The organism is Burkholderia sp. MSMB1459WGS, from assembly GCF_001534535.1.
Classification (GTDB): Bacteria; Pseudomonadota; Gammaproteobacteria; order Burkholderiales; family Burkholderiaceae; genus Burkholderia.
The window spans coordinates 1-25674 of sequence record NZ_LPMU01000051.1; the positions used below are offsets into that span (position 1 = coordinate 1).

Here is a 25674-nt window from a genome sequence, read left to right on the forward strand (position 1 = left end):
AACCTCCCGTTCCTATTGGGAAAATTGCCTCCGAAACACTAACACTCATTTGTGTCCAGGATTTCTAGAGCAGATCACGAGTGCCACGCTTTTTTTCGTCCATGCGGGTCGACCGCTGCTTGCATTTACGTGTTGCGATGCGAGATCGGCGTTTCGGGCGTCGGATAGCCGGCGTCGCGGAACGTCTCGAGGATCACGCGGTTGGTGTCGCAGTACACCTGCCAGTAGTTCTCCGGCTGAGTCGACGGGCGAACGAACAGCAGCGGGCCTTCCGGCGTGAACTGCAGCACGCCGACGTCCGGTGCCGGCACTTTCAGCACGTTCGGAACCAACTGGATCTGCGTCTTCAGGCGGTTGATCGCATCGGCCGCGTCGACGCTGTTCGCGATCTTCGCGGTCAGGTCGACGCGGCGGTGCGGCGTCGCGCTGTAGTTCGCGATGTTGTCCGAGAAGATCTTGTTGTTGCCGACGATCGTCACGATGTTGTCGGCGGTGATGATCGTCGTGCCGAACAGGCCGAGCTCCTTCACCGTGCCCGTGACGCCGCCCGCGCTGATCACGTCGCCGATCTTGAACGGGCGCAGCACCTGCATGAACACGCCGGCGGCGAAATGCGCGAGCAGGCCGCCCCAGGCCGTGCCGATCGCGAGGCCGAGGCCGGCGAGCAGCGCGGCGAACGAGGTGGTCTGTACGCCGAAGATCTGCAGGATCGCGAGGATCAGCAGGATCGTCAGCAGCACGCCGACGACGGAAGTCAGGTAGTCGGTGAGCGTCGGGTCGACCTTGCCGCTGCGGCGTACGACCTTGCCGAGCAGGCGGGTACCGATGCGGATCGCCCAGCGGCCGACGAACCACAGGACGATCGCGGCGAGGAGGTTCAGGCCGAAGTCGAGGCCGCGGGTCATCAGGAATTGCTGGGCGGTGGCGAGATCGATCATGCGTTCTCCTAGTCGGAATATGTAAATAAATTCATATCATGACGGAAATTTCTTCACCGTTGGCATGAGGGCGATGATATTCCAGGTTATCCGGAACGTTTGCATGGAATTCTTGGGACCAGAATTCCGACTCGAAACGAATGATTGTTATCAAGGATGGTGCTGCCAATTACCAGCAAGCGGGGCGAATTACCGACAGTGCACTCGGAGTCGAACGTCTAAGCGTTATATCGCGGAGGCTGAATGGCCCGCACAGTGCTAAGCGGTTGTTGTGCCAAGAGCTACCCATGCCGGCACGCCGAGCGCCCCGGGGGCGTTCATCTTACTGGCGCTGGCGCGTTGCCTCGACGACGATTGCTTTGTTCCGCGTTCTGCGTTGATTTGCTGGGATAGCAAGATTAACGATACATGAACCCGTAAACCACGGCTTCCATCTCGCGGCTGGCCGGATTCTTGCCACAAGGCTGAATTATCAGTTCACGATCTTTATGCTTGGGCGCGGTAATGAGGTGGCGCGCCGGCTGCACGGTGGGGAACCACGAAAAGAGGTCGTGGTGTGAGATCTGGGCGCCTCCAGTGATCTGCACGATGCCCGACCAGCTATGATTGTGAAAGACGGGTAGCACCTCGACGGCGTTCGGGAAATTTACGCGGATAGCCCAGTTGCTACCACGCATGTGCGAGCCGTCCTTGTTGGTCGTCAGGGAATGATTTCCGATATAGCGTACAGCTACGTCATCGTGGTTGGCAAAGGTGTACGAATCCTTTCGGTAATCATCAGGCTTGATGCGCCAGTCCAGACGCGGTTCGCCAATCTTGCGAGCAGCGATGAAGAAATCGTGGCCGACCTCGGGGTATTCGCTTCCGACCTGCGCTACTCGTATCTCGAATCCGGCATCTTCGACTAGTGCCACCCAATGATTTGGCCCAAAAAAGTACGGATGCTCCGGATTTTTTTCCCAACCAAAGGGCACTGCCATCAACAGGTTGCCGCCGGTTCTAATGATGCGGTTCAGTTCGCGGAATGTGCTGAACAGATCGAAGCTGTGTTCGATACAGTGCGACGAGAAAACCGCATCGAAGGTCGAATCCGGGAAAGAGAACTGATCATTGTAACCAAACGCGAAATGATCGCCAGGAATTCCGTAAGCTGCCGCACTTGCGCGCGAACCATCCACTGCTCGTTGGTCCACGTCGAGATACCAGTAATCAAATTTGCGATCCGTCAAATAGTCGAGCAACTTCGGAAAGAGGTTGCCGCCGCCGACATCCAGTACCTTCGATCCGTCGCGAATAAACCGGGTAGCCTCTTTCCATCGCCCAAGATAGGCGTCGTGCCGCTTTGCAATGTAGGCATCGACGTCTCCCTCGCGTTGCTTGACCCCCTCATACCAGTTGGACGTCATGTCTGCCTGGCGTTGGGCGAATGTCTCCCGAGTGATCGTGATCTTGCTTCGGCTGCTGGTTTGTGTGTCTGATCTCATCCGGATGTTCCTCGTTGTTTTCAGTGTTGGCCAAGGACTGTTTGCACGTCCCAGAACGTGTGTACATCCTGTTGTTTACGCGAGTGAGACAAAAAGATTCGGATGTTTCGGGTGACAGTATATGGAAGAAATAGCGAAGCGGACTCGCAAAATAAGGGAAGCTATCGGGGCGAACGGCGACCTAGAGGTGCAACTTGGCGATCGCAACGCAAACCGTCAGGCTGCGCGTTGCACCTGCGACGACGGGTGTGAGGGGGCGAGCATATGCCGATCGGCTTGGTCATCTTGCGGGCGTGCTGGCATATATTCACCATATAAAAAATAAGCATAAATGCTTGCGCGTTTGGGAGGCGGGTAGGGTGCCGCGCTGTATCTGCCCGCGCCACTGCGTTGTCTCGTTAGTTGGTTGTGAGGGCGGCCATGAAAAAAGCTGGTTTCGGTACCTCATTTTGAATATAAAACGACGTGAACTCGTCAGGTTTTTGCGGAATGCATGGTATGGGCTTGAGTTGATGTTGGTGTGATTTTTCGCTCAGTGGTAATTTTCCAAAAACCAGTCAATGAATTTGGATCGGGCTGCCTTTTTCTCGCTTTGTGCGGTTTGTTTTATTTTTGCGAGGTTGATTTCTTTGGTTGCTTCTTCATCAGTGGGGAAGTTGCATAGTGCATTGATCTTGTTGAGATGTTCAATCTTCGTCTCGAGGAAATTTTCATAGCTTATCTCTATGTGACGATCCGGTGGTAAGGTGCTTGCGAATGATTCGAGATAGATGTCTGAGAGTAAAATTGATTTGAGCGCTTCCTCGATTTCCGCTTGATTGGGGGTGATGGTATTGTCTGGGGCATCATTGGGATCGCCATAATAATGATAAAGCCCGGATTTTTTCGCCATCGCGAGGCTGATTGCTTGTTGTATTTTGTTTTTTCTTCTTATTACGATCCAGTAGGCATTTGGCCCAAAGAAGGCATTTTTTAATGCTTCGGAATGCGTCGATTCTCGCTTTATGATGGATAGTGCCTTGCACATAATCTTCGACGAGGCCCATCCTTGAGGATTAAGGTATAGGGTGCTCTGGATGCCCATTATCTCGTCTGTGTTCGATTCTGCATGTAAGGCGGAGAATCGCTCCTGTGCCAAATCCCAGAATTGATATCCAAATCGCTCGTTGAGATAGTACGAAATGGATTCGGCAATGAATGTCGACCCTGAGCGGACTTCACTGGCAATATAAAGTGTTTTTCTCATGGTATCTTCTCGCTTCCCTGATGCCGTTGCGGTGTGTGCGGTCGGCATCTTGCAGGTATTTTTGTCGGTAGTTCGTTTTGAATTTATCTCGTCGCGGGGTGGGGCATCAACTGGTTACCCAGTGGCTGAATGTCCTTTGTACTCAAGCGCTTTGATTGGATATTGGTATGACAGGGCAATGGCGGGCGCACGACTCGTCGCGTGGTCCCAGATACGGAAGTTTTGATCTGTCTCGCTCGCCATTTTGCCTGTTATTGCCGATATCACTGTGTGGACTCTCGACCATACGTGTCTTGGAAGCGAACGATATCGTCTTCTCCAAGGTATGTGCCGGATTGCACTTCGATCAACTCGAGCGGGATCTTGCCGGGATTGCTCAGGCGGTGTATTGCGCCAAGCGGGATGTAGGTCGACTGATTTTCGGTCAGCATGATTTCCTTGCTGTCGTTCGTGACCATTGCTGTGCCCTTGACGACGATCCAGTGCTCGGCACGATGATGATGCATTTGCAGGCTCAACTGTGCGCCGGGGTTCACGATGATGCGTTTGACTTGAAAGCGGTCGCCCTGATCGATGCCTTCGTATGATCCCCATGGACGGACTACGCGGCGATGCGTGACCGACTCGTGGCGCCCCGATGCGTTCAGCCACTCGACGATTTTCTTGACGTCTTGGGTTTTGTCGCGATGCGCAACCAGCACGGCGTCGGCGGTTTCGACGATAACAATATTGTCGAGGCCGATCGCTGCAACCATCCGATGCTCTGCGCGGATGTATGAATTTTTCACCGCGTCGGTGAAGACATCGCCGATCAACGCATTATTCTGTTCGTCGAGGTTCGCGATATCCGCAAGTGCGCTCCACGACCCGATGTCGTTCCAGCCGAGATCGGCCGCAGCGATGACAGCAGCGCGCTCGGTATGCTCCATCACCGCATAATCGATCGAGACGTTGGGGCAGGCGGCGAACGCATCCGCGTCGAGACGAACGAAGTCGTTGTCCCGCTTGGCGGATTCGAATGCGAGTTCTGCCTGACGGGCAATCTCCGGTGCGTGACGATGCAACTCCTCCATGTATGTGGACGCCTTCAGCATGAACATGCCGCTGTTCCAGTAGTAGTTGCCGTCGTTAAGGAAGCGCTCGGCCGTCGAGGCGTCGGGCTTTTCGACAAACGCATCAACCTTGTAGACCTCCTTGTCGCCGACGATGGCCGGGCCGCGGCGGATGTAGCCGAAGCCGGTGTGTGCTTCCGTCGGTGTGATACCGAAGGTGACGAGGTGCTGGTCTGCTGCGATAGCCGCCGCTTCGGTTGCTGCAGCGACGAATGCCGGTTCGTTGAGGATGACGTGATCCGACGGCAGTACCAACAGCAGCGCGTTAGGGGATTCGCGCAATGCGAGCAGCGCGGCAATCGCGATCGCGGGTGCGGTGTTGCGACCTACCGGCTCCAGCACGATCGACAGTGGCGTAATGCTGGCCTGACGGAGTTGTTCCGCGACCAGGAAGCGCTGCTCGTTATTGGTGACGACGATGGGGGCAGTGGTGCCTGGGATGTGTTGAAGGCGAGCAGCTGTCTGCTGGACGAGCGTCTGATCGCCCGTCAGCTTCAGGTATTGCTTCGGATAACCGCCGCGCGACATCGGCCAAAGGCGAGTGCCGCTGCCGCCGCACAGAATGACCGGATGGATGTTCATGGTTGCAATCCCTGAGTCAAGTTTCTAATTGAGTAATTGGTTCACGACAATTCGTGAGCCCGTTTCCGCATGAATTGCCGCCAGCGCCAAGATAGGTGACGCATCGCATTGCGACTCCAGCGCGAGACCTTCAGGAGGGTTCGCATATGATCGGCACTTATTCGGGCGAGCGGGCGCGCCGCGAGAGGCGCGAGCCGCTGAATGACAGCTTCGGGTGTCGTGAAAAGCTTCAATCGCCAGTCCCAATAGATTGGGTAGCGTAGCATTACACCTGCCGTTAGCATGTCGAGCGACAGACGACGGCTTCGCCAGGGTATGGGGGCAAGCGCATCATGTGTGAGGCCCCAGCCTGCGTAGAACGGTAGTCCGTACGTGAATACGGCCTTGCCGCGCAGCAATGCGTCAAAGCCGGCGAGTGACGACAGCGTGTGCACTTCGTCCGCCGCGTCGATCAGAGAGATGAGATCCGAGTCGATGTCAACAACATCGGCTAGTCGGTCGGCATCAACGAGGCCGCTCCGGTTGCCCGAAAGGACGTCGGGGTGGGGTTTGTAAACGATAAAAGCTTCGGGGAGGCGTGCGCGCACTTCACGCAGCAGGGCATCGGCGGTCGAGATTGCGCGCGTTCCGAGGCGAATGGAGGCGTCATCGGCCACTTGACCGGGAACGAGCACAACTCGTTTCCCGGATGGCGTGAGCCACGTTGGCTTGCGGCGACCCAGATTGTATTTCGTCAAGCCGAACTGAACGATTCTCGTCCGCAACTCGGCAGCCCGCGTGAGTTCTTCTTCGCTGAATGTCGTTTCATTCAGCAGGGTCGTGAGGTCGTTCGGACGGCTTGGGTCGAAATACAGACCCGTCATATCGATCACTTGGCTACAGGGGGCAATCATGTCCGAGCCAAGGCCGGTCGAGTGGAGAAATCCGTCTTCGATTCTCACGTAACGCGTGCCTTCAGGTAAGTCTTCCGAACTGCGTGCACCCCAAAGCGCCGCGCATTCGCCAGGACGAAGCGAGCCGGGTTCAAGGGTCCAGCGTAGCCTACCACCACCGGCCGTGAGGAACGGCGTGGCGAACGGGCGCTTCCACCACTGAAAGCGCACACCGACCACATTGCGTAGATCGGCGAACCGGGCTGCAATTGCGCGCTGCAATTCAATGTTGTCGAGCAACGCGTCAAGGCTGCCCGGCACGTGTGTCGTCGGGTTCAAGTAATACGCCAGACGCAGGAATACAACATCGAAAAGCGCGGCCAAGGTTGGCCGCGTTGCGCGGGCGCACGTTGCGTCATGATCATCCGTGAGTCCCCAGCCAGCATAGTAGGGCGTACCGAACGTATGGACGCGGATGCCGGCCAGCAGTGCATACATTCCCTCCGGCGCCGCCAGCGTATAAACATGATCGACGTGACGAAGTGCGGCGCATGTCGAATATTCGTCATCGACATATTGGGTGCCGGGCGGCAGGGTGCGAACCAATGACGACAACCAGTGACCGGTGCCGTGGTCGCCGCTGCGTCCGATCCAGAATTGCGCGTCGGGATGCGAGGCGAGCGCTGTTTCAATCATCTGTTTGAAGGTCTCTCGACGCTTGCTCGGCGATTCGTCCGCACACGAAGCGCGCATGCGCTCGTCGATCAGCAGCACTCGTGGGACGTGGGCTGGCGCCAGCAGTGCTGGCGGGCAACGAGGTACTCGATGTTCCGGATCCAGTGCATAGCTGTCGAGCACACGCTGCATCAGTTTTACGACGTTAGGTGAGGTTCCCGCGTCGTTGGTGGTCGCAAATGCGCTCACGATCGCGTCGGAAAGTGTTTGTGATCCGGTTTCGGTGCGATGCACGACGAACCAAGAAAATAGCGCAGTGCGTCGGCCGTTGCGTGACCAAAGGGGCCCCGGTGAGGCTGCGTGGACGGCGACCCCGGCGGCGCGTGCGATGCGCAGCATCAGCCGTCCTATGCGGGTGTCCGTCCAGATGTAATTCGATCGACGCATCAGCCAACTAGTGAAACGCGATCCGCGCGTGATACTGCGAAGATCAAATGCCGGATCACGCAGATTCGGGTAATGGCGTGCCGGATCGCTCATCTAGCGCAGTGTTTCCAGGAAATTGTCGACTTGGACAAAGTGTTCCGTCCACGTCGGTTCGCGAAAACGCTCGATACGTGCGAGTTGCGCATCGCGGTCCCTGCACTCTACTTGGCTGTATGCCTCGATGTGAGCAAGCCAGTTGAGGCCGTCCAGCGGATCGAGATAGTCTGGAATATCACCCGCGATTTCGCGAAATACGCCGAGATCGCTGGCGAGCACGGGCACTCGCAATGCGAGCGCCTCCACGAGCGGCATCCCGTAGCCTTCGACAAACGATGGGAAAAGAAGCGCGCGCGCGTGCTGCAGCCAATTGTGAAGCTGATCGTCGGAACAATCTGCTTCTTCTATGACCACGCCGCGCAGGCTTGAGCACCGGTCGAGCATATCGATCACGTTTTCGCATTCCCATCCGCGCCGCCCGATGACGACGAGCTTCGGCGCGGCAGCTCCGAGTCGCTCGACGAGCCTACGCCATACATGCAACATGAACCAGTGGTTCTTGCGCGGCTCAATAGTGCCGAGCATGACGAAATACGGATGATTTAGAGGACTCGCCCCTTGAGGGCGCATGGCGACGCCGGACGCCAGAGGCGCAACCACAGTCGGCGGCAAAGGAAGTTCAGCGCGGTTGGCTTCGATGGCAAGCGAGTCTAGTGTAGCCTGCGAATTGGCAATCAGACCTTGGGCGTGCTGCAACGCAGTATGAATACGCAGCCGGTGAGCATCGTCGACGCCGGGCCGGCAGTATTCCGCGTGCGTGAGTGGAATCAGATCGTGCACCATAAATACAGAGCGCACCTTCCGATGCGCCATGGCACGGTAATAGCGCTGAAATTCCATTCCGTTGTGGCTCGTGTGCAACAAAATGCCACGTTCGAAATTTCTAAAGTGCAGCTGGTTCAAGACGGCTCGCACCGTCAGTTTTCGAATCGCACAACGATTACGAGCTGACGACAGCAGCATTTCAAACACTTGCTGAGAATCTCTCTCGGTTAGAACAGCGGAAAATCCGCGCTCGCTCAGTACCGCGTTTGCCTGCGCAGCATACCGCTCCACATAGGCCAACCCCACGCGGTCCACGCCAGTTGGACGCAAGCCGTCGTAGAGGCGTGACAGCAGGCGGGTGATGTCCAGCAAGATATGTGACACGCGAATACAAAATTTTTGTGGTAAGGATGTGCGGCAGGGACGTCCAGTCCCGCTGACGTGGTTTTTTTGCTCGCGACATTCTATTTGATTCTGTTACGTGCGACAATTTACACCGACCGTAATTTACCAAGACTACCAAGCAATGTCGCGTGTTCGGATGAATGCTCTTTGCGTTTCGATTATCGGGGGAGCAGCCTTGCTGGCCGGCTGTGCGGGGGCAATTCCTACATCCGGGCCGAGCAGGTCGCAGATTGATGATGCTGCTCAGGCATCAAATGTTACGGGTATTCAGGTCGTCGATGTCACGGACGACGTCGCGCGCAAGCTCCTGGCCGAACGAACCCATGCCGATTTCTCCGCTGCGTTGGGCAACGGGACGGCATTTCAGCGGCAATTGGGCGTTGGCGACACGATTGAGGTGTCGATCTGGGAAGCGCCGCCTGCAACGCTATTCGGTACTATGCAGGCCGATGCAAAGACCGGCGTCGGCGGTGGTGCACATGCGACAGTTCTGCCGGATCAGATGATCGATGGCGATGGGAACGTCAGCGTACCGTTCATTGGTCTCGTTAGGGCTGCGGGGCGCACACCGATTCAGCTGCAGCGCGAGATTATGGGGCGTCTGAAATATATGGCGCACGATCCACAGGTTATGGTCAAGTTGTCGCGAAACGTCACATCATATGTGACCGTAGTCGGGGATGTGGCAAGCAGCAATCGTATGCAGCTTACGGCTCGTGGCGAGCGCGTGCTCGACGCGCTGGCGAGTGCTGGCGGGGTGCGTCAGGCAATTGACAAAATTACGATTCAAGTGACGCGTGGTGACAAGGTCGTATCGTTGCCGCTGGAAACCGTTATTCGCGACCCGCGCCAGAACGTCCCGCTGCATGCAGGGGACGTTGTAACGGCATTATTCCAGCCATATAGCTTCACATCGCTTGGCGCGACGGGAAAGAATCAGGAATTCAACTTCGAGGCGCAGGGTATTACGCTCGCGCAGGCGTTGGCGCGTGCTGGCGGGCTGCAAGATTCACGCTCGGATCCGCGTGGGGTGTTTATTTTTCGGCTCGAGAATGCAAATGCGCTGCAATGGCCGAACGCCCCTGTTCGTACCACGGCTGATGGCAAGGTGCCGGTCGTGTATCGCGTGAATCTGAAGGATCCGAATTCGTTTTTCGTTGCCCAGAGCTTCATGATCGACAACAAGGATCTGCTTTACGTGTCGAACGCACCGGTCACCGAGATCCAGAAGGTATTGAATTTAGTGTTCTCAGTGGCGTACCCGGTAGTGACGGGCGTGCAGACATTCAAATGATGCTTCGGGCGATGCTGACGGAGCGGGGTTAGTGCCCCGCGTTTGTTGGCATTCTTACGATTTATTGTCCTTGGCAAGCGTGGATTGGATGTGTGCAGATATCGTTGGCCATTGGGCAAGCAGTATCGGACTCGTCCTGAAATTTTGTGCATGGCGCATTCACATTCGTGCCCGAAGTTTGGGGCGGACTGAGTCTTTCTGCGGTCAAGATTTTTATTAAGCAGTGGCTTGAACTAATGTCGCTGGTTTGTTCTGATTCGCTCTTATTAATGAGGGGCGAGTGTAAGCTAAGTTCCGCCGGCGTTGGCCTCTGTTATCGTAACAATCCGCATTCCAAGTCAAGAATATGCAGACCATAACCCTATCTGAGCTTTTGCCTTATAACGGCGAACAACTCATCGAACAATGCTACCGAAAGATTTTGTTGAGAGAGCCCGATCCGGAGGGGCGCCAACATTATCGCAAGATGCTTGGCAGTGGAAGGAGTAAGTTCGCGGTTGTGCGTAGTATTGCGAAAAGCGCGGAGGCGCGAAAGCTTGGGGTGCGAGTGCATGGCATGACAGTCGCCGCCGTTGGTGACCGCATCATTGAGATTCCAGTCTTGGGAACAATCGTCGCGGCCTTGCGGCTCGTCGGCGATGCACCTGCAGTTTTGCGTGATATTCGAGCAGGCCGCGAACTCGCTTCCGAAGGCCGCCTAAGAATCGAGGTCGTGGAATCGCAGCTCGAGAAGCAGCGTGATCTCGACCCCATCTTCAATACCATCAGCTCGAGTCACCAGTACATGCGCGATGTTGAGCGTCGGCTGGCAGCATTGGAGACCAAAGTCGCAAATGGCTCGTCCCATTCAGCCGGGGCTACCCTGGCAGCAGACGTTCAACGGATCGCGGAAGAGCTGGATGCACTCCGGAATTTCGCTTCATCAATCCCGGCGACAATGCGCGCTGTCGAGCGACGGATGGTGGGCTTGGAGGCTAACCTCGTCAACGAACGGGAGCAGGCTTCACAACGCGACGCCTTCGAATTCCATTCGACCGTATCGGCACTGACGGCCGAAATTCAGCGGATAAATCATGAACTGGAGGCGTTCAGAAATTTCGCATCGTCGATCCCTGCGACGATGCGTGATCAGTTGACAAGGCTGATTGCCCTTAGGCAAGAGATAGGACAATCCGGAGCGCCGGGCTGGGAGTCGAGTATTTCCGGCCGACTTGATCGTGCTATAACGGCTCTCGATGCGCACGATGCAGACTTGGCAAAATTGCTTCTTGACACGAAGCAGAAGAACGAAGAACTGGAGCATGCTTTTTCAAAGGTCGAAGAGTGCGTCGCTCTGGCCCAGGCTGTGCATTCGCGTATCAGCGTGCTTGAGCAACTCGTCGATCATTCGACGTCGCGTGCTGCAAATGAAGTGCGACGGGTGGACCAATCAGTTCATCAAATTGCACAGCAGGAGGCGCGCCTCGAGATCATTGACAGCGCACTTGGAACTCTGCAGGCGGAGTGTGCGCGGCTGGTTCAAGGGCTTGAGCAAGAGAGTATTAGTCGGGGTCAGTTGGCGTCAAGGATCGACCGCGCTTGTGAGCTGATCGACAGTCAAGATAGGGCGTCCACGGCTATGCAACAAACACTGAATGACGTGAGAGCAGAGTTTGTGGAGAAAGCAGAAGGCCATGTTGCCAGTGTGCAGCAGCTTGCTGCTGGCGCGGCGGCATTGAACGAAAGTGTCGACGAAATTCGTGCTTCGCTTCAGCGCGCCTATAACCGTATCGAGTTTGTTCGACGGGAAACGCTATTCGAGTTGAAGTATGGTGCTGCATCTGCATTTGCAGATAAACCCGAAGCTACGTCGGCACGAATCATTAATGCCGAGAAAGTTGAAGAAGCCCGTCTTACAGGAGTAAAGCTCAACATTGGCTGCGGACACATTCCGTTGGCCGATTATCTCAATGTCGATTCTCGCGAATTGCCGGGGGTTGATATTGTTGCGGAAGCTACTCGTCTTCCATTTGGTGAGGGCGAGGTATCGGTCTTGCGAGCGGCACATCTGCTTGAGCACTTTCCGCAAGAGCAGTTGCGACGAGAGGTTCTGCCCTATTGGCGTTCGATCGTGAAGCCTGGTGGAAAGCTACACGTGATCGTACCTGACGCTGAGCATATGTTTGCAGAGTATTATCGGGGAACCTATCCGTATGAAAATTTCCGCACGGTTCTCTTCGGTGGACAGGATTACGGTGGCGATTTTCACTACAACATGTTGATGCCGGATCAGTTGAGCATGTTATTGCGCGAAGCAGGCTTTGAAACCGTCCGATGGCTGGCGCGTGGCCGTAAAAACGGTCTGTGCTTTGAAATGGAACTGGAAGTCGAGTAAAAAGATGCGGGCAAATCCGAAGACACTCTCTGTCGTTATCAATACGTGCAATCGCGCGACAAGCCTCGATAAAACTATCAATTCGCTTTTTCAGCAGGCTTGCCCGCAAATGGAAATTGTAGTGGTGAACGGGCCATCCACGGATCATACGGAGCAGATTCTTTCGAAATATGTGGGTCGAATCAAGATTCTGAAATGCTCTGAATTTAATCTGTCGGTTTCCAGGAATGTCGGCATTGCGGCGTCTTCCGGTGATGTCGTTGCCTTTATCGACGATGACGCTTTTCCGGAACCATTCTGGGCGGAGCGATTGCTGGCGGCCTACTCGAGTGATGACGTCGGAGCCGTAGGTGGTCATGTTTTCGACCAAACCGGTATCGACTACCAGGCTACCAATATTATTTGTGATCGATTTGGCAGTGCTTGGCCGAAGGAAAAGCAAGATCCGTCAGACCTTTATAGTTTTCCCCATGCGTTCAAATTTAGCGCGCTGATCGGAACGAATAGCTCGTTTCGACGTGACGTGCTGCTCGATATCGGTGGGTTTGACGAGGAATATGAGTATTTTCTCGATGAGACCGACGTGTGTGTTCGGGTAATCGACGCTGGGTACAAGATCGTTCAGATTGATCATGCGTTGGTGCATCACAAGTTCTTGCCTAGCCATATGCGAAACGCGCGAAAGGCGACGGTGCATCACTATCCGATTCTGAAAAATACTTTGTACTTTGCGTTGCGCTATGCGAGCCCCAAAGTCGGTATCGACGAAGTTTTGACGCATGGTGAAAACGTTTATCAAGCTCACCTTCGAGACGCAAAGTGGTTTGTCGAGCATGGCGAACTTCCTGCGGAGAAGCTTGCGAATCTTCCTGCTGTTTATGTAAAGGCCCGTAACGACGCGCTTGAGCGCTATCAGGCGCCAGCGAAATATCTAACAGCGGATTTACTGAAAAGCCATGCGTCGGACTTTCTACCAGCTAGCACCACGCGGTTGACCGGAGAGGCGCAACTGTGCGTTGTGTTGCTTTGCCGGCAGTACGATGCTGTGGATTCCGGAATTGCTCGCTTCATCGGTGTTCAAGCTAGAGCGCTTGCGGCCCTCGGCCATATCGTCCATGTTCTCACGCTCGTGCAAAGCGACGCTCGAATCGACTGGGAAGATGGGGTATGGGTCCATCGTCTCACCGCTGGTTGGTATGACGATCAACCAGCAGATCTTCCGTTCAAAGTACATCCGAGTCAATGGTGTTATTCTCGAGCGATGCTCGATGAGGTTCGGAAAATCAATTCGCGACATAAAGTAGATGTGGTGGAGGCTCCCATTTGGGATAACGAGGCAATTGCGTTTACTGTTTTTGCTGAATTTCCGGTTGTGGTGAGTTTGCAGACTTCACTTGGTATTGCATTGGAGTCGCATCCGGAGTGGCGCGATGACAAGGAGCACATGGAGAACTTCGTTCTACCAGCGCTGGAGGCGGAAAACTTCATTCTCGCCCAGTGTGATTCCATTCGTGCTATCAGCCGTGCGATCGTTGACGAAATAGAGGCGCGAAACAATATTGTAATGAATCCGTCGAGTGTCGAAATCTGCAATCTTTCGCTCGAGGATCGATCAAGTGGATTGACGGTGCGCCAGCAGTCGAGGCTTGAGGTGTTTTTCCTCGGGCGTTTGGAGCTTCGTAAAGGCATTGACGTTCTACTGGATGCGATTCCGAAAGTACTGCGACGCTTCCCGGATGTTCACTTCAATCTCGCGGGTGATGACCAGATACCGGCACCTGATTCGAAAGAAACGTTCCGTCAGATTTTCACACGACGCTATCCGGAACTGGTGAAGCAGGTCCACTTCCTGGGGAAGATTTCTGATTCTGAGGTGGATGCACTTTTCCAGAGTGCGTCGCTATTTGTCGCACCTTCGCGGTTCGAATCGTTCGGTTTGATTTATGTCGAAGCGATGATGTTTGGTGTTCCTTGTGTGGGTTGCAACGTCGGTGGCGTCCCTGAAATCCTTGGTGAAAGCAACGGTGGATTGCTTGTCGAGTCTGGGAGTTCGGACGACCTCGCAGGTGCTATTGTGAAATTGCTTCAGAACCCGAAGCAGAGACTTACTCTCGGTCGTGACGGTCGAAGTGCATATGAACGACGCTTCTCGCCGTCTGTGATCTCGGGGCAGCTTGTCGATTTATATATGCGAGCGATGCACAAGCATGCCGAGCAGCGTCGCGGTAGTCCCCAGTGAGTTGCTTCGCGAGTCTGGTCGCTGGTGTTGAGCGGGGTATTTGATTGAACTGCTCGGATAGAAACATGACGTGCGTTGTGTATCATGAACTGCACTTTATTTGGTCGGGCGAATGGTCGCGCGCACGTCGCCTTGCGTGAAAGCTTTTCACGCTAAAAGCGGGCGCCGGTAAAAACTATTGGAAATATAGAGGTCTGAATAATCATGAAGAAAGCGATCATTACCGGGATAACTGGCCAGGATGGAGCTTATCTGGCGAATTTTCTCCTGGAGCAAGGTTATACGGTATATGGAACCTATCGACGCACCAGTTCAGTTAATTTTTGGCGCGTCGAGGAACTCGGGATCGCTAAACATCCGGACTTTCACGTAGTCGAATATGATCTTACAGACCTCGGTTCAAGTATAAGACTGTTGCAGGAGACCGGGGCAGTAGAAGTGTACAATCTCGCGGCGCAAAGTTTCGTCGGCGTATCGTTTGATCAGCCGGTAACTACCGCCGAGATAACCGGGATTGGAGCGCTTCACCTTCTCGAAGCGATCCGTATCGTCAATCCCGCGATCCGCTTTTATCAAGCTAGCACCTCTGAAATGTTTGGCAAGGTACAAGCGGTTCCTCAAACCGAGGATACGCCTTTCTATCCTCGCAGTCCCTATGGGGTAGCGAAGCTGTATGCCCACTGGATGACGGTGAACTACCGCGAGAGCTACAACTTATTCGCTAGCAGCGGGATTCTCTTCAATCATGAATCGCCATTGCGCGGCCGAGAGTTTGTAACGAGAAAGATCACCGATAGCATCGCGAAAATCCGCCTTGGCAAGCTCGACATCCTTGAACTCGGGAATCTGGACGCCAAACGCGACTGGGGCTATGCGAAGGAGTATGTCGAAGGAATGTGGCGCATGCTCCAAGTGGACAAGGCGGACACATACGTGCTGGCTACCAACCGGACGGAGACCGTCCGTGATTTCGTCAGTATGGCAGGAAAGGCTGCTGGCTTTGACATCATGTGGGAAGGCAAGGATGAGAACGAGGTCGGTATCGACGTCGCGACTGGAAAGGTGATCGTGAGAATCAACCCGAAGTTCTACCGGCCTGCGGAAGTAGACTTGCTGATTGGCGATCCCGCAAAGGCGCGCGCGGAGCTTGGTTGGGTGCCTCGCACCACGCTCGAGCAGCTTTGTGAAATGATGGTCGAAGCGGATATTCGCCGTAATGAAATTGGCTTTTCGTTCTGACGCATGGCCAGGATTCTGATCACCGGTATCTCTGGTTTCACGGCGCGGCACCTTGTTGACGCTCTGCATCGCGTGGGGCATGACGTTTGTGGTATCGCGCATCGCCCCATGCCGTTAGCCAGCGTACGTACGCACGTGTGCGACTTGCTTGACAAGCCGAAGCTGACCGACATTCTTTCCGAGGAACGGCCGGATGTCATTGTTCACCTCGCTGCGATTGCATTTGTTGCACATGGCGATGTGAATGCGATCTACCAGACCAACGTGATAGGTACGCGCACGTTGCTCGATGCGGTAACTGCGTCCGATTGTTCACCGCGTTCGTTGTTGATCGCTAGCAGCGCGAACGTCTACGGCAATGCTAGCGTCGAGGTGATCGATGAGTCGATCGGCGCACTGCCGGCCAACGACTACGCAGTTAGTAAGCTTGCGATGGAATATGTCGCTAGCCTGTGGCAGGAACGGTTGCCTATTACCATTGTGCGACCATTCAACTATACGGGTGTTGGTCAAAGCACCAATTTCCTATTACCAAAAATCGTTTCACATTTCCGATGCCGTGCGCCCGTGCTTGAACTGGGGAATCTCGATGTGGTCCGGGATTTCTCCGATGTACGGATGGTTGTCAATGCATATGCCAGGCTTCTTAGCGGCGATTTCGGCGGCCAGACGTTTAACGTCTGTAGTGGAGTTGGGAGCACTTTGCAAGACGTTCTTGAAACCATGCACGATCTGGTCGGTTATTCGCCGGAGATTCGGGTCAATCCTGCCTTTGTACGTGAAAACGAAGTGCGAAGGCTGATTGGATCAAAAGTCAAACTCGAACGGGCGATCGGTCCGTTAGAGACAATTCCGCTGCGCGATACACTCCGCTGGATGCTGGAGAACCCGGTATGCGATTGACGCTTGCCGTGGACGCTATCGCACCTCCACTTACTGGGATCGGTCGATACGCGTGGGAACTCGCGAGCCACTACCAGGCGATGCGTGACGAGTTTGATGCGCTACGCTTCTTCTGTTCCGATCGTTGGGTCCAGGATCCAGCTCGACTGCTGGATTCCGCTGCTGATGAGATCTTGGTGCGCAAAAGAAGATTTCGCCTTTTGCGAACTCCGAAAAGCTGGCGCCAGTGGCGGTTGCGGCGCGAAATGCGAGGTCACGTATTTCACTCTCCCAATTATTTCCTGCCCGAACAGGTTGATGGTGGTGTCGTGACAGTACATGATCTTTCCGTGTTCAAGTATCCGGAAACCCATCCAGTTGAACGTATTAGGCACTTTGAACGGAGCTTCGCTTCGACATTGCGTCGAGCAACACATTTAATCACGGACTCAGACGCGACGCGTACCGAAGTGATTGACTATTTCGGGTGGCCGTCTGAGCGCGTGACGGCGATCGGCCTCGGAGTCCGCGACACATTTCGGGTGCGTGACGCGTCAGAAACCGGTGCTGCATTGCTCGAACATGGCCTTGTGCATGGACGCTATTCGCTTTGTGTTTCCACTCTGGAGCCGCGCAAACGAATCGACCGACTGCTTAACGCTTACCGCGACATTTCGATGTCGCTGCGTTTGTCTTATCCGTTGGTGCTTGCTGGCAGCAAGGGGTGGTTAAGCGATGCGTTGCAGGAACAGATCCGTTTGGGTGAAAGGGAGGGGTGGCTAAAATATCTCGGCTTTGCCGACGAGGCGTTCCTGCCGCTACTTTATTCCGGTGCTAGGGCGTTTCTATTTCCGTCGATCTACGAGGGATTCGGTCTTCCCGTGCTTGAGGCGATGGCAAGCGGAGTGCCAACCTTGACCTCGAACCATTCGTCACTACCGGAGGTGGCAAACGGAGCCGCATGGCTTGTCGAGCCCAATGATCACGAGGCTCTACGAGACGGGATCGAAAGAGCGTTGTGCGACGACGCGTGGCGTATGGGCGCAGTCAGACGTGGTCTCAATGTTGCATGCACAACTACATGGGATCAATGCGCAAAACGCACACTTGAAGTGTGCCGCCGTTTTGCCTGAGCATGGAGCGCATTGCCTGGCCAACTAACCTAACGACGTCAGCAACGTTCGAAGCTGATTTGCGCTGGCGCGCCATGTCTGGACGTTCATCGCTCTACTTGCGGTTGCCGCGCCGCTCTTGATTTCGGTCAACCATTTTGCCAACTGAGGAGCAAGTTCGCGACCGTTACTTGCAGTAAAAAACGATGCATGTGTGCCGGCGATCTCCCGGAACACCGGGAGATCGCGCGCAAATATCGGCATGCCGTACCGCGCCGCCTCGACGAGTGGCAAGCCGAAGCCTTCGGCTTCAGACGCCATCAACAAGCCATCAAGTTCCGCATATAGTCGTCCCAGCTCGTCGTCATCGACTTTGGATAGCCAGAAGAGCCTTTTGCCAGCTTCAGCGTGGCGCGTCAGGCGCTCAGCCAGTGATTCAACCTGCCAGCCTAATTTTCCCACGATAACAAGGGAACCTTCGAAGCCGTCACGCCATAATTGGTCGAATGCGTCAAGTACTTGGGCATGGCCTTTGCGTGGCTCGATCGTTCCGACCATGAGTGTGGCGGGACCGCCATCATGTTTATAGAGTGCCGACTTCATCGGCTTTGCATTGTTCTTCGGCGGTATATCGACGGGTGGTTCGGAGCCGAGGTGGAACCAGTGCGTTGCGATTTCATCTGCCGCTATTCCGAATCGACGATGCAAGCACTCACACACTTCGTTCGATACGGATTTGGAGATGCAAAACAATGCGTCCGCGTGCACGGCTAGTGTTGACAGCCAGTGGCGATACGAGCGGCGAGCACGGGGCGTGAACCAGTCCGGATGAAGAATTGGCAGCAGGTCGTAGACTATGAATGCGCAGCGGACACCTTGTGTACGCCAGTGGAGCAGCTCGGACTGGCGACGGGGCAAGATACGACTGGTCAGATCGAGACCAAGAAAGATATCTCCATTCGATACGCGAACGTATTCATCTTCTTCTGCGACTTCGGACCCGGTAAGTGAAGCTTGCCATGCGTTGGCGTAGCGATACGGCTGTGTCCTTGTTGCTCGAACGAAGCGGATTTGGAAACCGGTTGGAGGGGACTCGAGCAAATCGAGCGCCAGTGATTTCACGACGCGCTGAATGCCGGTTCCAGCATCGTGCGACGCAATGATCGACACATCGATCAGCAGCGTCCTATTGTGCGAGGTATTGGTGCTTCTGGCCGGTGAAAGCGCCATGACGGCACGTCTTGCGAGATCTGCGAATCGCGGTGTGCACCATACCGCAGCCCACTGAAGAATAGCCGCGTTCAGCATTCCTGTTGCACGATGCATTCGAAATTTTCCGGCTTCAAACCGCGCTTTCCCGATAGAAGGTGTAGGCGTCTTCGATGTCGTCGAACGTGTTTAGCTTTCCCTGAACGAGTACTGCCGCACGGTCACAGTGCTCGCGAATATAGCCTGAGTCGTGGCTCACGATGATCAAAGACCTGTCGCGGCGCCGCTCAAAAAGCTCATGGTGGCATTTGTCGTGAAAACGGCTGTCGCCCACCGCCACGATCTCGTCGATCAGAAAGCAATCAAACTCGATCGCCATCGATATCGCGAACGCCAGCCTCGCACGCATGCCGGCCGAATAACTCTTCACGGGTTCGCGCAAATAATAGCCAAGCTCGGAGAATTCTTGAACGAACGGTTCGGCTGCCTTCGGATCCGCGCCATACACTCGACAAATGAACCGCAGGTTGTCCATTCCGGTCAGGCTACCCTGGAATGCGCCGCCAAATGCAAGGGGCCACGAGACACTCATGCTGCGGCGAATCTTGCCCTCAGTCGGCAATTCGGCTCCGCTGATCATACGGATCATGGTTGATTTCCCTGCGCCGTTACGACCGAGAATGCCGATTTTCTCCCCAGCTTCCACTTTCAGGTTGATCGCATTTAGCACGCGGCGACTGCCTTGTCGTGTATGGTAATCCTTGCTGACCTCGACGAGTTCGATCATTCTGGTTCAACTCGCTTGCTTGCGTCTTTTACGAGACTGAGGCCGATGAACAGAAGCACCATGTCGCACCAGACCATATAGCCGATATCATAGTGGGCCTTTACCAAGGTGCCAAAATATCCGGCTCGCAGCATTTCCGCTCCATGAACCATGGGCAATAGCAAGACGATTTTTTGAAAATTGGGTGGCAACCATTCAACCATGAATAGCGCACCGGATAGAGGGAAGAGAAGGTAGGCCACCGTATGCCATACGCGGTCAGCAGCTTCGCTGCGCTCACTTAACGCGCCGATAACGAATCCGAGCGAGCTGCCGAAAATCGCCAAATGTACCCAGCCGCCGATGATAAGGGTCAGATTCTGTGGGGCTGACATCAGCCCTAGCGTCATGAAGACGATTGTTAGAAATACAAATGAAATCGTGGTGCCAGTGATTTCGAGCGCTACCCGCGCAATAAAAAGGTCAATTACCCGTACGTTCCGATGATAGAGCAGCGCCTGGTTTGGTTCGATTGCAAGTGCGCATCGGTTTGCACAATTACGCCACAACAACACGGACGAATAACCGGTTACGGCGAAGGCGGTAATGGGAAGGTTGGACCCATGCGTGGCTTTAGTGGCGGTCCATAGTCCAAGAATCCCAAGCGTGAACATCATCGGCTCGAAGAAGGTCCACAGAAAACCGATGTTATGTCTGCCATACCGTGTGAGAATCTCGCGCATCAACAGTGCGCCGACCACACGCAACTGGATTTGCAGCGACCTCAGCAAGGGAGTGTCGTGATGCAAGATGCCTGTCCTTAATCGTGGTGTTCCCGCACACCGGCGAGCAATAGACTCAGAACACCCCAGGCGATCATGCCTAACGCGAACACCTCGAATACAGATTTCAGTCGCTTAGGTTCTATTGCCACGTCGGGCGCATTCGGCTGTACAAGTCTTTCCAGATAAAGCTGTTTCCGCTCCGCTTCACCCCGAGCGCTTTCCAATGCAGACATGGCCGAAGCGAGTTGTTTGTCCGCGAATTGCGCGTCTAGCTGCAGCCGTGCATAGTTCGCGGCTTTCTGTGAAAGCGAATCTTTGCCGCCAGTCACTCCGCCGGTTGCCACTTGAATTTGCTTTTGCAGCGATTCGATGTTTGTCTTTAGCACCGGAATTTGCGGGTTTTGCGGTGAAATAGACTGCAACTGCATGAGCTGCGTTTGCGCTGCGAACATCTGTGATTGTAGGCTTGTCACCTGCTGGAGCTGCAGCGCCGACTGCTTCTCTGGATCGAACACAGTGTACGAATTCCGGTAGGCCGCCAGCGCTGCTGCTGCGTCCTTTGCCTTCGCCGCAGCTTGGTTGACCTCGCGCTGCGCAAACTGCACAGTATCCGCCGCTGCCCGCTGGTTCATTCGGTTGACGAGCCTTTCGCTAATTTCCAGCAGTCTCTCATTGATTCTTTCAGCGTCTTTCGACGTAAATGCCCGGACCTGGAGCGTGGTAATTGCTGAAGTCGAATCAAATTCCACTGATGCGATATGCTTGCCGTAATATTTCCACAAGGCTTCGAAGCTGTCGTCGAGACTCGTGTTGAACCGGCTAAAAACGTCACCTCGATTCGAGTATGAATTAAGGATATAGTTACCGCGATTCAGTTCGGCGAGTGCATCGCGCGACTGAATGTAGTCGACCACGGGATAAGTGTCGTCTTGTGCCCGTGCGAAACCGGTGCCTTGGAGCAGGGCGCCGACCACACTTGTCTGGTTTTGCCGTTGGGGACTGCGCACCACGAAACGCGACTCCGAAACGTAAACGTCGGATGCTACGAGGCCGTAGTAGACAGTTGCGATCGTAGTGGGCAGAAGCACCGTTAGCGCAAAGAGCCGATTAACCTTCTTGATCCGCTCTATCAAGCCTTTCTTGGTTCCTGCTGGCGATTCCGATGTCGCCGTCCTGCTAGATACGTTATCCAACTCTTTTCCAGGCTGTTTGGTCCCTTGGCACGACTCACCACTGTGTGGCGCCTCTGTGACGAAAGGAAAAAATATCCGTAAACAATGCACCAACTCTACGGAAAACGTTTTAAACGGGCTGACAACCTGCCTGCTCCCTCAGGTGAGCCTCGCTGCAGCAGGGCCTGCCGTTCTCTGCTGGCACATACCTGTGCGGCAGGCGCACGCAGACCGGCCCAAGGCGGCTGATTATAGCCACCCGATGTGCAAGACGCCATCGTGTTGTGATTGTGACCACATCTTGCAGTATTTTTCGCTATTCCTATATTGATTTCGGTTGTAATGAGGTATTCTTCGATCCTTGCTGGGACACGCAACCTTATATAACCATTACAGGCTTATTGCATCGAAGCATCGCGGGCGTCACCGCTGTATTTCGAAGGGGCCTTATGTGCCGTTTGACTAGACCAGATGCCTCGCTCATTCCTTGTCCTGCAAGGGACGGCTTCGCCGTTTTTCAGTCACCTCTCTGCCGCTTTGCGGGGGCGCGGACATACGGTGCGCAAGGTCAACTTTTGTGGCGGCGACCTGCTCTACAGCGACGCAGCGCATGCGTGGAACTACGACGGCAAGCCGGACGACTTGTCGGACTGGTACACGCAGATCGCTCGAGCAGGTGAATTTACCGACGTCATCATGTTCGGCGATTGTCGCGAAATTCACCGCCATATGCACCCGGTTTCGCAGGCGTTCGGTCTGCGCGTTCATGTTTTCGAAGAGGGCTACGTTCGTCCTCATTGGCTTACGCTCGAGACGGGCGGGGTCAATGGACGTTCACCACTGCCACGAGATCCGTTATGGTATCTCGAGCAGAGAGGCGTGACTCCGCCAAGCCCGGTTGGCCGTTCTACCGGTTATAACCTGAGCGAGCGTGCGTATCACGACATCCGGTATCGCGCAGCGAACATGCTATATGGGGCGCGCTTTCCGTATTACCGTAGCCATCGTCCGAGAAGCGGCATCATGGAATACGCCGGCCTTGCCACGCGCGCGCTTTGCCAGGGTCACCATCACCGTGACGCAGAGCGCGTTACGCGCGAGCTTCTCGATGCAGGACAACAGTACTACCTCTTTCCGCTCCAGTTGAATTCGGATGCGCAGATAATCGTTCATTCACCGTTTGACGGTGTCCGTGACGCGATCGCCAAAGTAATTCGTTCATTCGCGCATCACGCACCGGCGGACACGCGGCTTGTCATCAAGAATCACCCGCTCGACACTGGCCTTATCGACTACCGTCAATACGCAAAGCGACTTGCGCACGACCTGGGCGTGGCTCACCGCTTGCGATTCATCAACGCCGGCCATTTGCCGACGCTGCTCGAACATGCGCGCGCAGTCGTGGTGGTCAACAGCACGGTCGGACTCTCGGCACTGCATCATCGCCGTCCGTTGATTGCACTTGGTACGGCGATCTACAACATGCCAGGGCTTACGTGGTCGGGTGAGCTTGATGACTTCTGGTTAGGCGCATCTCCGCCGGACATGAACCTGTACCAGGCATTTCTCGACTACGTTGTCCACCACACTCAGATCAACGGCGACTTTTATACGCGTACGGGCATCGAAATGGCGACTGCTGGTGCGGTTGTTCGTCTTGAGGCGCCGCATGACTAGCACCACCCCTCGCCACATTGTCATTACCGGCGCAAGCGCAGGCATCGGACGCGCGCTCGCGATTGCCTACGCCGCGCCCGGTGTGGTGTTGGGGCTCGTTGGTCGGGATGTGCGACGGCTTGATGCCTGCGCTGATGCGTGCCGCGCGCTTGGCGCCCAGGTGGTGACCGCACAAGTCGACGTGCGAGATGCAACGGCGATGCAGGGATGGATTTGGCAGTTTGACGACACATATTCGATAGATTTGCTGATCGCCAACGCCGGGATTGCCAGTACGCTTGAGTCAGCTTACGACTGGGAAGAGCTTGGTCGTATGGCCGCCGTCGTCGATACCAACTTCTATGGGGCGATGCACGCGGTACTGCCGGTGATTGCACGCATGCGAGCGCGTTGCAGCGGCCAGATTGCGTTGGTGAGTTCCATCGCTGCGCTGCGCGGGATGGCGATTTCACCGGCGTATTGCGCGAGCAAGGCGGCACTCAAGGCGTACGGCGATTCGGTACGCCCGTTGCTGGCGCGCGACGGGATACATCTCGCGATCGTTTTGCCCGGCTTCGTCAAGACTGCGATGAGTGATGTATTCCCGGGGGACAAGCCGTTCATGTGGTCGGCGGACAAAGCCGCTGGCTATATCCGCCGCAAGCTGGCGGCGCGGCGGGCCGAGATTGCGTTTCCGGGGTTGCTCGCGCTCGGTATGCGCCTGTTGACGCTGCTACCGGCGCGCTTCGGTGACGCGATACTCGGCGGACTGTCCTACTTACCTCGACGGGAGCGCTAGCTTGAGCGTTGGCATGTTGCTCACGCTACCGATCGCGCTTGGCGCGTCGTTCGTGCTGGATGCCTTGGCGTTGCCACGCATGCGGCACCGTTCCGGCGTCGCCCTGATGCTGCATGCGGTTGCACTTTTGTTTCTGACTGGTGCGATGCTGATCGTGACGAGACGCCTCGTATTTTCGATCTGTATTGCGGTGGCACTCGTCGGCCTGTTGGTAACTGTGAGCAATGCAAAGTACGAGTCGCTGCGCGAACCATTTGTTTTTACGGATTTGAGTCTGTTCAGCCAGTTGTTCGCGCATCCCCGCTTGTACCTGCCGTTTCTGAGTGTCGGCAAGGTAATCGGAATCGTGATTGGCGTCGCGGCGCTGCTGAGCGGCTTCTTTGCTGAGCGACCGTTCGACGGGGCGCTCTGGCTGGTGGCGACGCTCCTCGTGGCGTCCGCGGTCGCGAGCTATTGGCTGGCAGCACGCTTGCCGCTTACGCTGGACGCCGGCGCGGACCAGCAGCGGCATGGATTTTTTGCAGTATTCGTCGCATATCTGCTGAATGGCCTGCGTCCCGCGACGTTGCGCGCGTTCGAACGAGCTGCCCGGACGGGGCCGTTCGCGTCGGGCGCGCCGACTGCGGGACCTGACGTGATCGTGATTCAGAGCGAGTCGTATTTCGACGCGCGGCGCCTTGGCGCGGAGATCGATCCCGCGAACTACCGTCATTTGGACATCGCGCGTCGGGAATCCAGCTACCACGGCGAACTGTTCGTGCCGGCCTGGGGAGCGAATACGATGCGTACGGAGTTTGCGATGCTGAGCGGACTGGCGCCTGCGCGTCTCGGCTACGCCCGTTTCTACCCGTACGCTTTCGTGCGGCGCGCGTGCACAACGATCGCAACCTGGTTTCAGCGCGGCGGTTACAAGACTGTCGCGGTTCATCCGTACTATGCAGACTTCTTCGGAAGAAACAGGGCTTTTCCGTTGCTTGGTTTTGGCAAATTTCTGGATATCGAATATTTTTCCGATTCGCCCCGAGCCGGCCCCTATATTGCGGATTCGGCCGTGCTGGATACTGTCATCGATGTACTGGACGAACCTCGAAGCGCGCCACGCTTCGTCTTCGCAATGACGATGGAAAACCACGGCCCGCTGCATCTCGAGCAGGTTTTGCCTGGGGAATCCTCTTCACGGCATACTTTGGGCGAGGGCGCATCCTGGCGCGATCTGACCGCCTATCTGAGACACATTGAAAACGCCGACGCAATGATCGGCCGCTTGCTCGATCATTTACGCGCCAGCGATCGTGAAACGGTCGTTTGCTTTTACGGCGACCACGTTCCCGCGTTATCGCACGTATTCGAAAAGCTGGGCGTTTCTCCACAAACCAGCGACTACTTCATTTGGCGAAATTACGGCACAGATACTCCAGAATGCCGGAATTTGGCAGCCGAAGAGCTTGGGGTTGCACTGCTGCATGTGGTACAAGATGACGGAAATCGCGCGGAAGAACCGCACGCATCCGAGAAAGCGACATAA

Annotated in this window: 19 protein-coding genes; 9 read left to right on the plus strand and 10 right to left on the minus strand. The window is 55.4% G+C overall.

Features of this window, described 5'->3' with window-relative positions; genetic code table 11:
- Positions 1-125 precede the first annotated feature (125 nt).
- From WT97_RS19435 to WT97_RS19455, 6 genes are all read right to left on the minus strand, one after another.
- A complete protein-coding gene (locus WT97_RS19435; protein WP_060354151.1) occupies positions 126-938 on the minus strand; it encodes a mechanosensitive ion channel family protein in 813 nt (270 codons plus the stop codon).
- Positions 939-1336: 398 nt separating this feature from the next.
- Entirely contained in the window at positions 1337-2344 is a 1008-nt protein-coding gene (locus WT97_RS19440; protein WP_060354152.1) for a bifunctional 2-polyprenyl-6-hydroxyphenol methylase/3-demethylubiquinol 3-O-methyltransferase UbiG, read from the minus strand.
- Positions 2345-2954: 610 nt separating this feature from the next.
- A complete protein-coding gene (locus WT97_RS33135) occupies positions 2955-3668 on the minus strand; it encodes a Stf0 family sulfotransferase (RefSeq protein WP_179949793.1) in 714 nt (237 codons plus the stop codon).
- A gap of 263 nt (positions 3669-3931) precedes the next feature.
- Positions 3932-5362 carry a mannose-1-phosphate guanylyltransferase/mannose-6-phosphate isomerase gene (locus WT97_RS19445; protein WP_060354153.1) on the minus strand — a complete coding sequence of 477 codons (1431 nt, stop codon included), beginning with the start codon at positions 5360-5362 and terminating at the stop codon, positions 3932-3934.
- Between the two features lie 41 nt (positions 5363-5403).
- Positions 5404-7449: a capsular polysaccharide biosynthesis protein gene (locus tag WT97_RS19450; RefSeq protein ID WP_082751441.1), complete on the minus strand. Its 2046-nt coding sequence runs from the start codon at positions 7447-7449 to the stop codon at positions 5404-5406.
- Complete coding sequence (locus tag WT97_RS19455; RefSeq protein ID WP_060354154.1) at positions 7450-8601, minus strand: glycosyltransferase family 1 protein; 1152 nt, start codon at positions 8599-8601, stop codon at positions 7450-7452.
- A gap of 142 nt (positions 8602-8743) precedes the next feature.
- On the opposite strand from WT97_RS19455, the gene WT97_RS19460 reads away from it, so the two are divergent.
- The 6 genes from WT97_RS19460 to WT97_RS33145 all read left to right on the plus strand — a co-directional run bounded on the left by WT97_RS19460 (position 8744) and on the right by WT97_RS33145 (position 17783).
- On the plus strand, positions 8744-9916 hold the full coding sequence (locus WT97_RS19460) for a polysaccharide biosynthesis/export family protein (protein WP_060354155.1): 1173 nt from the start codon (positions 8744-8746) through the stop codon (positions 9914-9916).
- A 346-nt stretch (positions 9917-10262) separates the two neighbouring features.
- Positions 10263-12290, plus strand: coding sequence for a DUF4214 domain-containing protein (locus WT97_RS19465; RefSeq protein ID WP_060354156.1), 2028 nt, complete (start codon positions 10263-10265; stop codon positions 12288-12290).
- Positions 12217-14529: a glycosyltransferase gene (locus WT97_RS33140; RefSeq protein WP_156440287.1), complete on the plus strand. Its 2313-nt coding sequence runs from the start codon at positions 12217-12219 to the stop codon at positions 14527-14529. Before WT97_RS19465 ends, WT97_RS33140 begins: the two co-directional genes overlap by 74 nt.
- A 204-nt stretch (positions 14530-14733) precedes the next feature.
- Entirely contained in the window at positions 14734-15768 is a 1035-nt protein-coding gene (gene gmd, locus WT97_RS19485; protein WP_060354160.1) for a GDP-mannose 4,6-dehydratase, read from the plus strand.
- A gap of 3 nt (positions 15769-15771) precedes the next feature.
- On the plus strand, positions 15772-16671 hold the full coding sequence (locus WT97_RS19490; protein WP_060354161.1) for an NAD-dependent epimerase/dehydratase family protein: 900 nt from the start codon (positions 15772-15774) through the stop codon (positions 16669-16671).
- Positions 16662-17783 (plus strand): glycosyltransferase family 1 protein, encoded by a 1122-nt coding sequence (locus WT97_RS33145; protein ID WP_082751443.1) that lies wholly within the window; start codon positions 16662-16664, stop codon positions 17781-17783. The genes WT97_RS19490 and WT97_RS33145 overlap by 10 nt, the downstream gene beginning before the upstream one ends.
- Before the next feature lie 24 nt (positions 17784-17807).
- Here the strand turns inward: WT97_RS33145 and WT97_RS33150 are convergent, their stop codons facing one another.
- Genes WT97_RS33150 through WT97_RS19515 form a run of 4 tightly spaced genes read right to left on the minus strand, consistent with a single transcriptional unit; the run spans position 17808 to position 21715 of the window.
- Positions 17808-19088 (minus strand): glycosyltransferase family 1 protein, encoded by a 1281-nt coding sequence (locus WT97_RS33150; protein ID WP_082751444.1) that lies wholly within the window; start codon positions 19086-19088, stop codon positions 17808-17810.
- Between the two features lie 16 nt (positions 19089-19104).
- Positions 19105-19758: an ABC transporter ATP-binding protein gene (locus WT97_RS19505; protein ID WP_060354164.1), complete on the minus strand. Its 654-nt coding sequence runs from the start codon at positions 19756-19758 to the stop codon at positions 19105-19107.
- A complete protein-coding gene (locus WT97_RS19510; protein ID WP_257128530.1) occupies positions 19755-20549 on the minus strand; it encodes an ABC transporter permease in 795 nt (264 codons plus the stop codon). The genes WT97_RS19505 and WT97_RS19510 overlap by 4 nt, the downstream gene beginning before the upstream one ends.
- Positions 20550-20557: 8 nt before the next feature.
- Entirely contained in the window at positions 20558-21715 is a 1158-nt protein-coding gene (locus WT97_RS19515; RefSeq protein WP_060354166.1) for a hypothetical protein, read from the minus strand.
- 450 nt (positions 21716-22165) lie between these two features.
- On the opposite strand from WT97_RS19515, the gene WT97_RS19520 reads away from it, so the two are divergent.
- Genes WT97_RS19520 through WT97_RS19530 form a run of 3 tightly spaced genes read left to right on the plus strand, consistent with a single transcriptional unit; the run spans position 22166 to position 25674 of the window.
- Positions 22166-23371, plus strand: a complete 1206-nt coding sequence (locus WT97_RS19520) for a capsule biosynthesis protein (RefSeq protein ID WP_060354167.1) — start codon at positions 22166-22168, stop codon at positions 23369-23371.
- Positions 23364-24149 carry an SDR family oxidoreductase gene (locus WT97_RS19525; protein WP_060354173.1) on the plus strand — a complete coding sequence of 262 codons (786 nt, stop codon included), beginning with the start codon at positions 23364-23366 and terminating at the stop codon, positions 24147-24149. The genes WT97_RS19520 and WT97_RS19525 overlap by 8 nt, the downstream gene beginning before the upstream one ends.
- Before the next feature lie 13 nt (positions 24150-24162).
- Positions 24163-25674 (plus strand): LTA synthase family protein, encoded by a 1512-nt coding sequence (locus WT97_RS19530; RefSeq protein WP_060354168.1) that lies wholly within the window; start codon positions 24163-24165, stop codon positions 25672-25674.

What these genes read in the sequence shown, in the direction of transcription:
- WT97_RS33145 (WP_082751443.1), top strand. Translation starts at nt 16,662, where the DNA reads ATGCGATTGACGCTTGCCGTGGACGCTATCGCACCTCCACTTACTGGG.
- gmd (WP_060354160.1), top strand. Translation starts at nt 14,734, where the DNA reads ATGAAGAAAGCGATCATTACCGGGATAACTGGCCAGGATGGAGCTTAT.
- WT97_RS19435 (WP_060354151.1), bottom strand. Translation starts at nt 938, where the DNA reads ATGATCGATCTCGCCACCGCCCAGCAATTCCTGATGACCCGCGGCCTC.
- WT97_RS19490 (WP_060354161.1), top strand. Translation starts at nt 15,772, where the DNA reads ATGGCCAGGATTCTGATCACCGGTATCTCTGGTTTCACGGCGCGGCAC.
- WT97_RS19520 (WP_060354167.1), top strand. Translation starts at nt 22,166, where the DNA reads ATGCCTCGCTCATTCCTTGTCCTGCAAGGGACGGCTTCGCCGTTTTTC.
- WT97_RS19445 (WP_060354153.1), bottom strand. Translation starts at nt 5,362, where the DNA reads ATGAACATCCATCCGGTCATTCTGTGCGGCGGCAGCGGCACTCGCCTT.
- WT97_RS19460 (WP_060354155.1), top strand. Translation starts at nt 8,744, where the DNA reads ATGTCGCGTGTTCGGATGAATGCTCTTTGCGTTTCGATTATCGGGGGA.
- WT97_RS19450 (WP_082751441.1), bottom strand. Translation starts at nt 7,449, where the DNA reads ATGAGCGATCCGGCACGCCATTACCCGAATCTGCGTGATCCGGCATTT.
- WT97_RS19525 (WP_060354173.1), top strand. Translation starts at nt 23,364, where the DNA reads ATGACTAGCACCACCCCTCGCCACATTGTCATTACCGGCGCAAGCGCA.
- WT97_RS33135 (WP_179949793.1), bottom strand. Translation starts at nt 3,668, where the DNA reads ATGAGAAAAACACTTTATATTGCCAGTGAAGTCCGCTCAGGGTCGACA.
- WT97_RS19440 (WP_060354152.1), bottom strand. Translation starts at nt 2,344, where the DNA reads ATGACGTCCAACTGGTATGAGGGGGTCAAGCAACGCGAGGGAGACGTC.
- WT97_RS19505 (WP_060354164.1), bottom strand. Translation starts at nt 19,758, where the DNA reads ATGATCGAACTCGTCGAGGTCAGCAAGGATTACCATACACGACAAGGC.
- WT97_RS19465 (WP_060354156.1), top strand. Translation starts at nt 10,263, where the DNA reads ATGCAGACCATAACCCTATCTGAGCTTTTGCCTTATAACGGCGAACAA.
- WT97_RS33150 (WP_082751444.1), bottom strand. Translation starts at nt 19,088, where the DNA reads ATGCATCGTGCAACAGGAATGCTGAACGCGGCTATTCTTCAGTGGGCT.
- WT97_RS19530 (WP_060354168.1), top strand. Translation starts at nt 24,163, where the DNA reads ATGTTGCTCACGCTACCGATCGCGCTTGGCGCGTCGTTCGTGCTGGAT.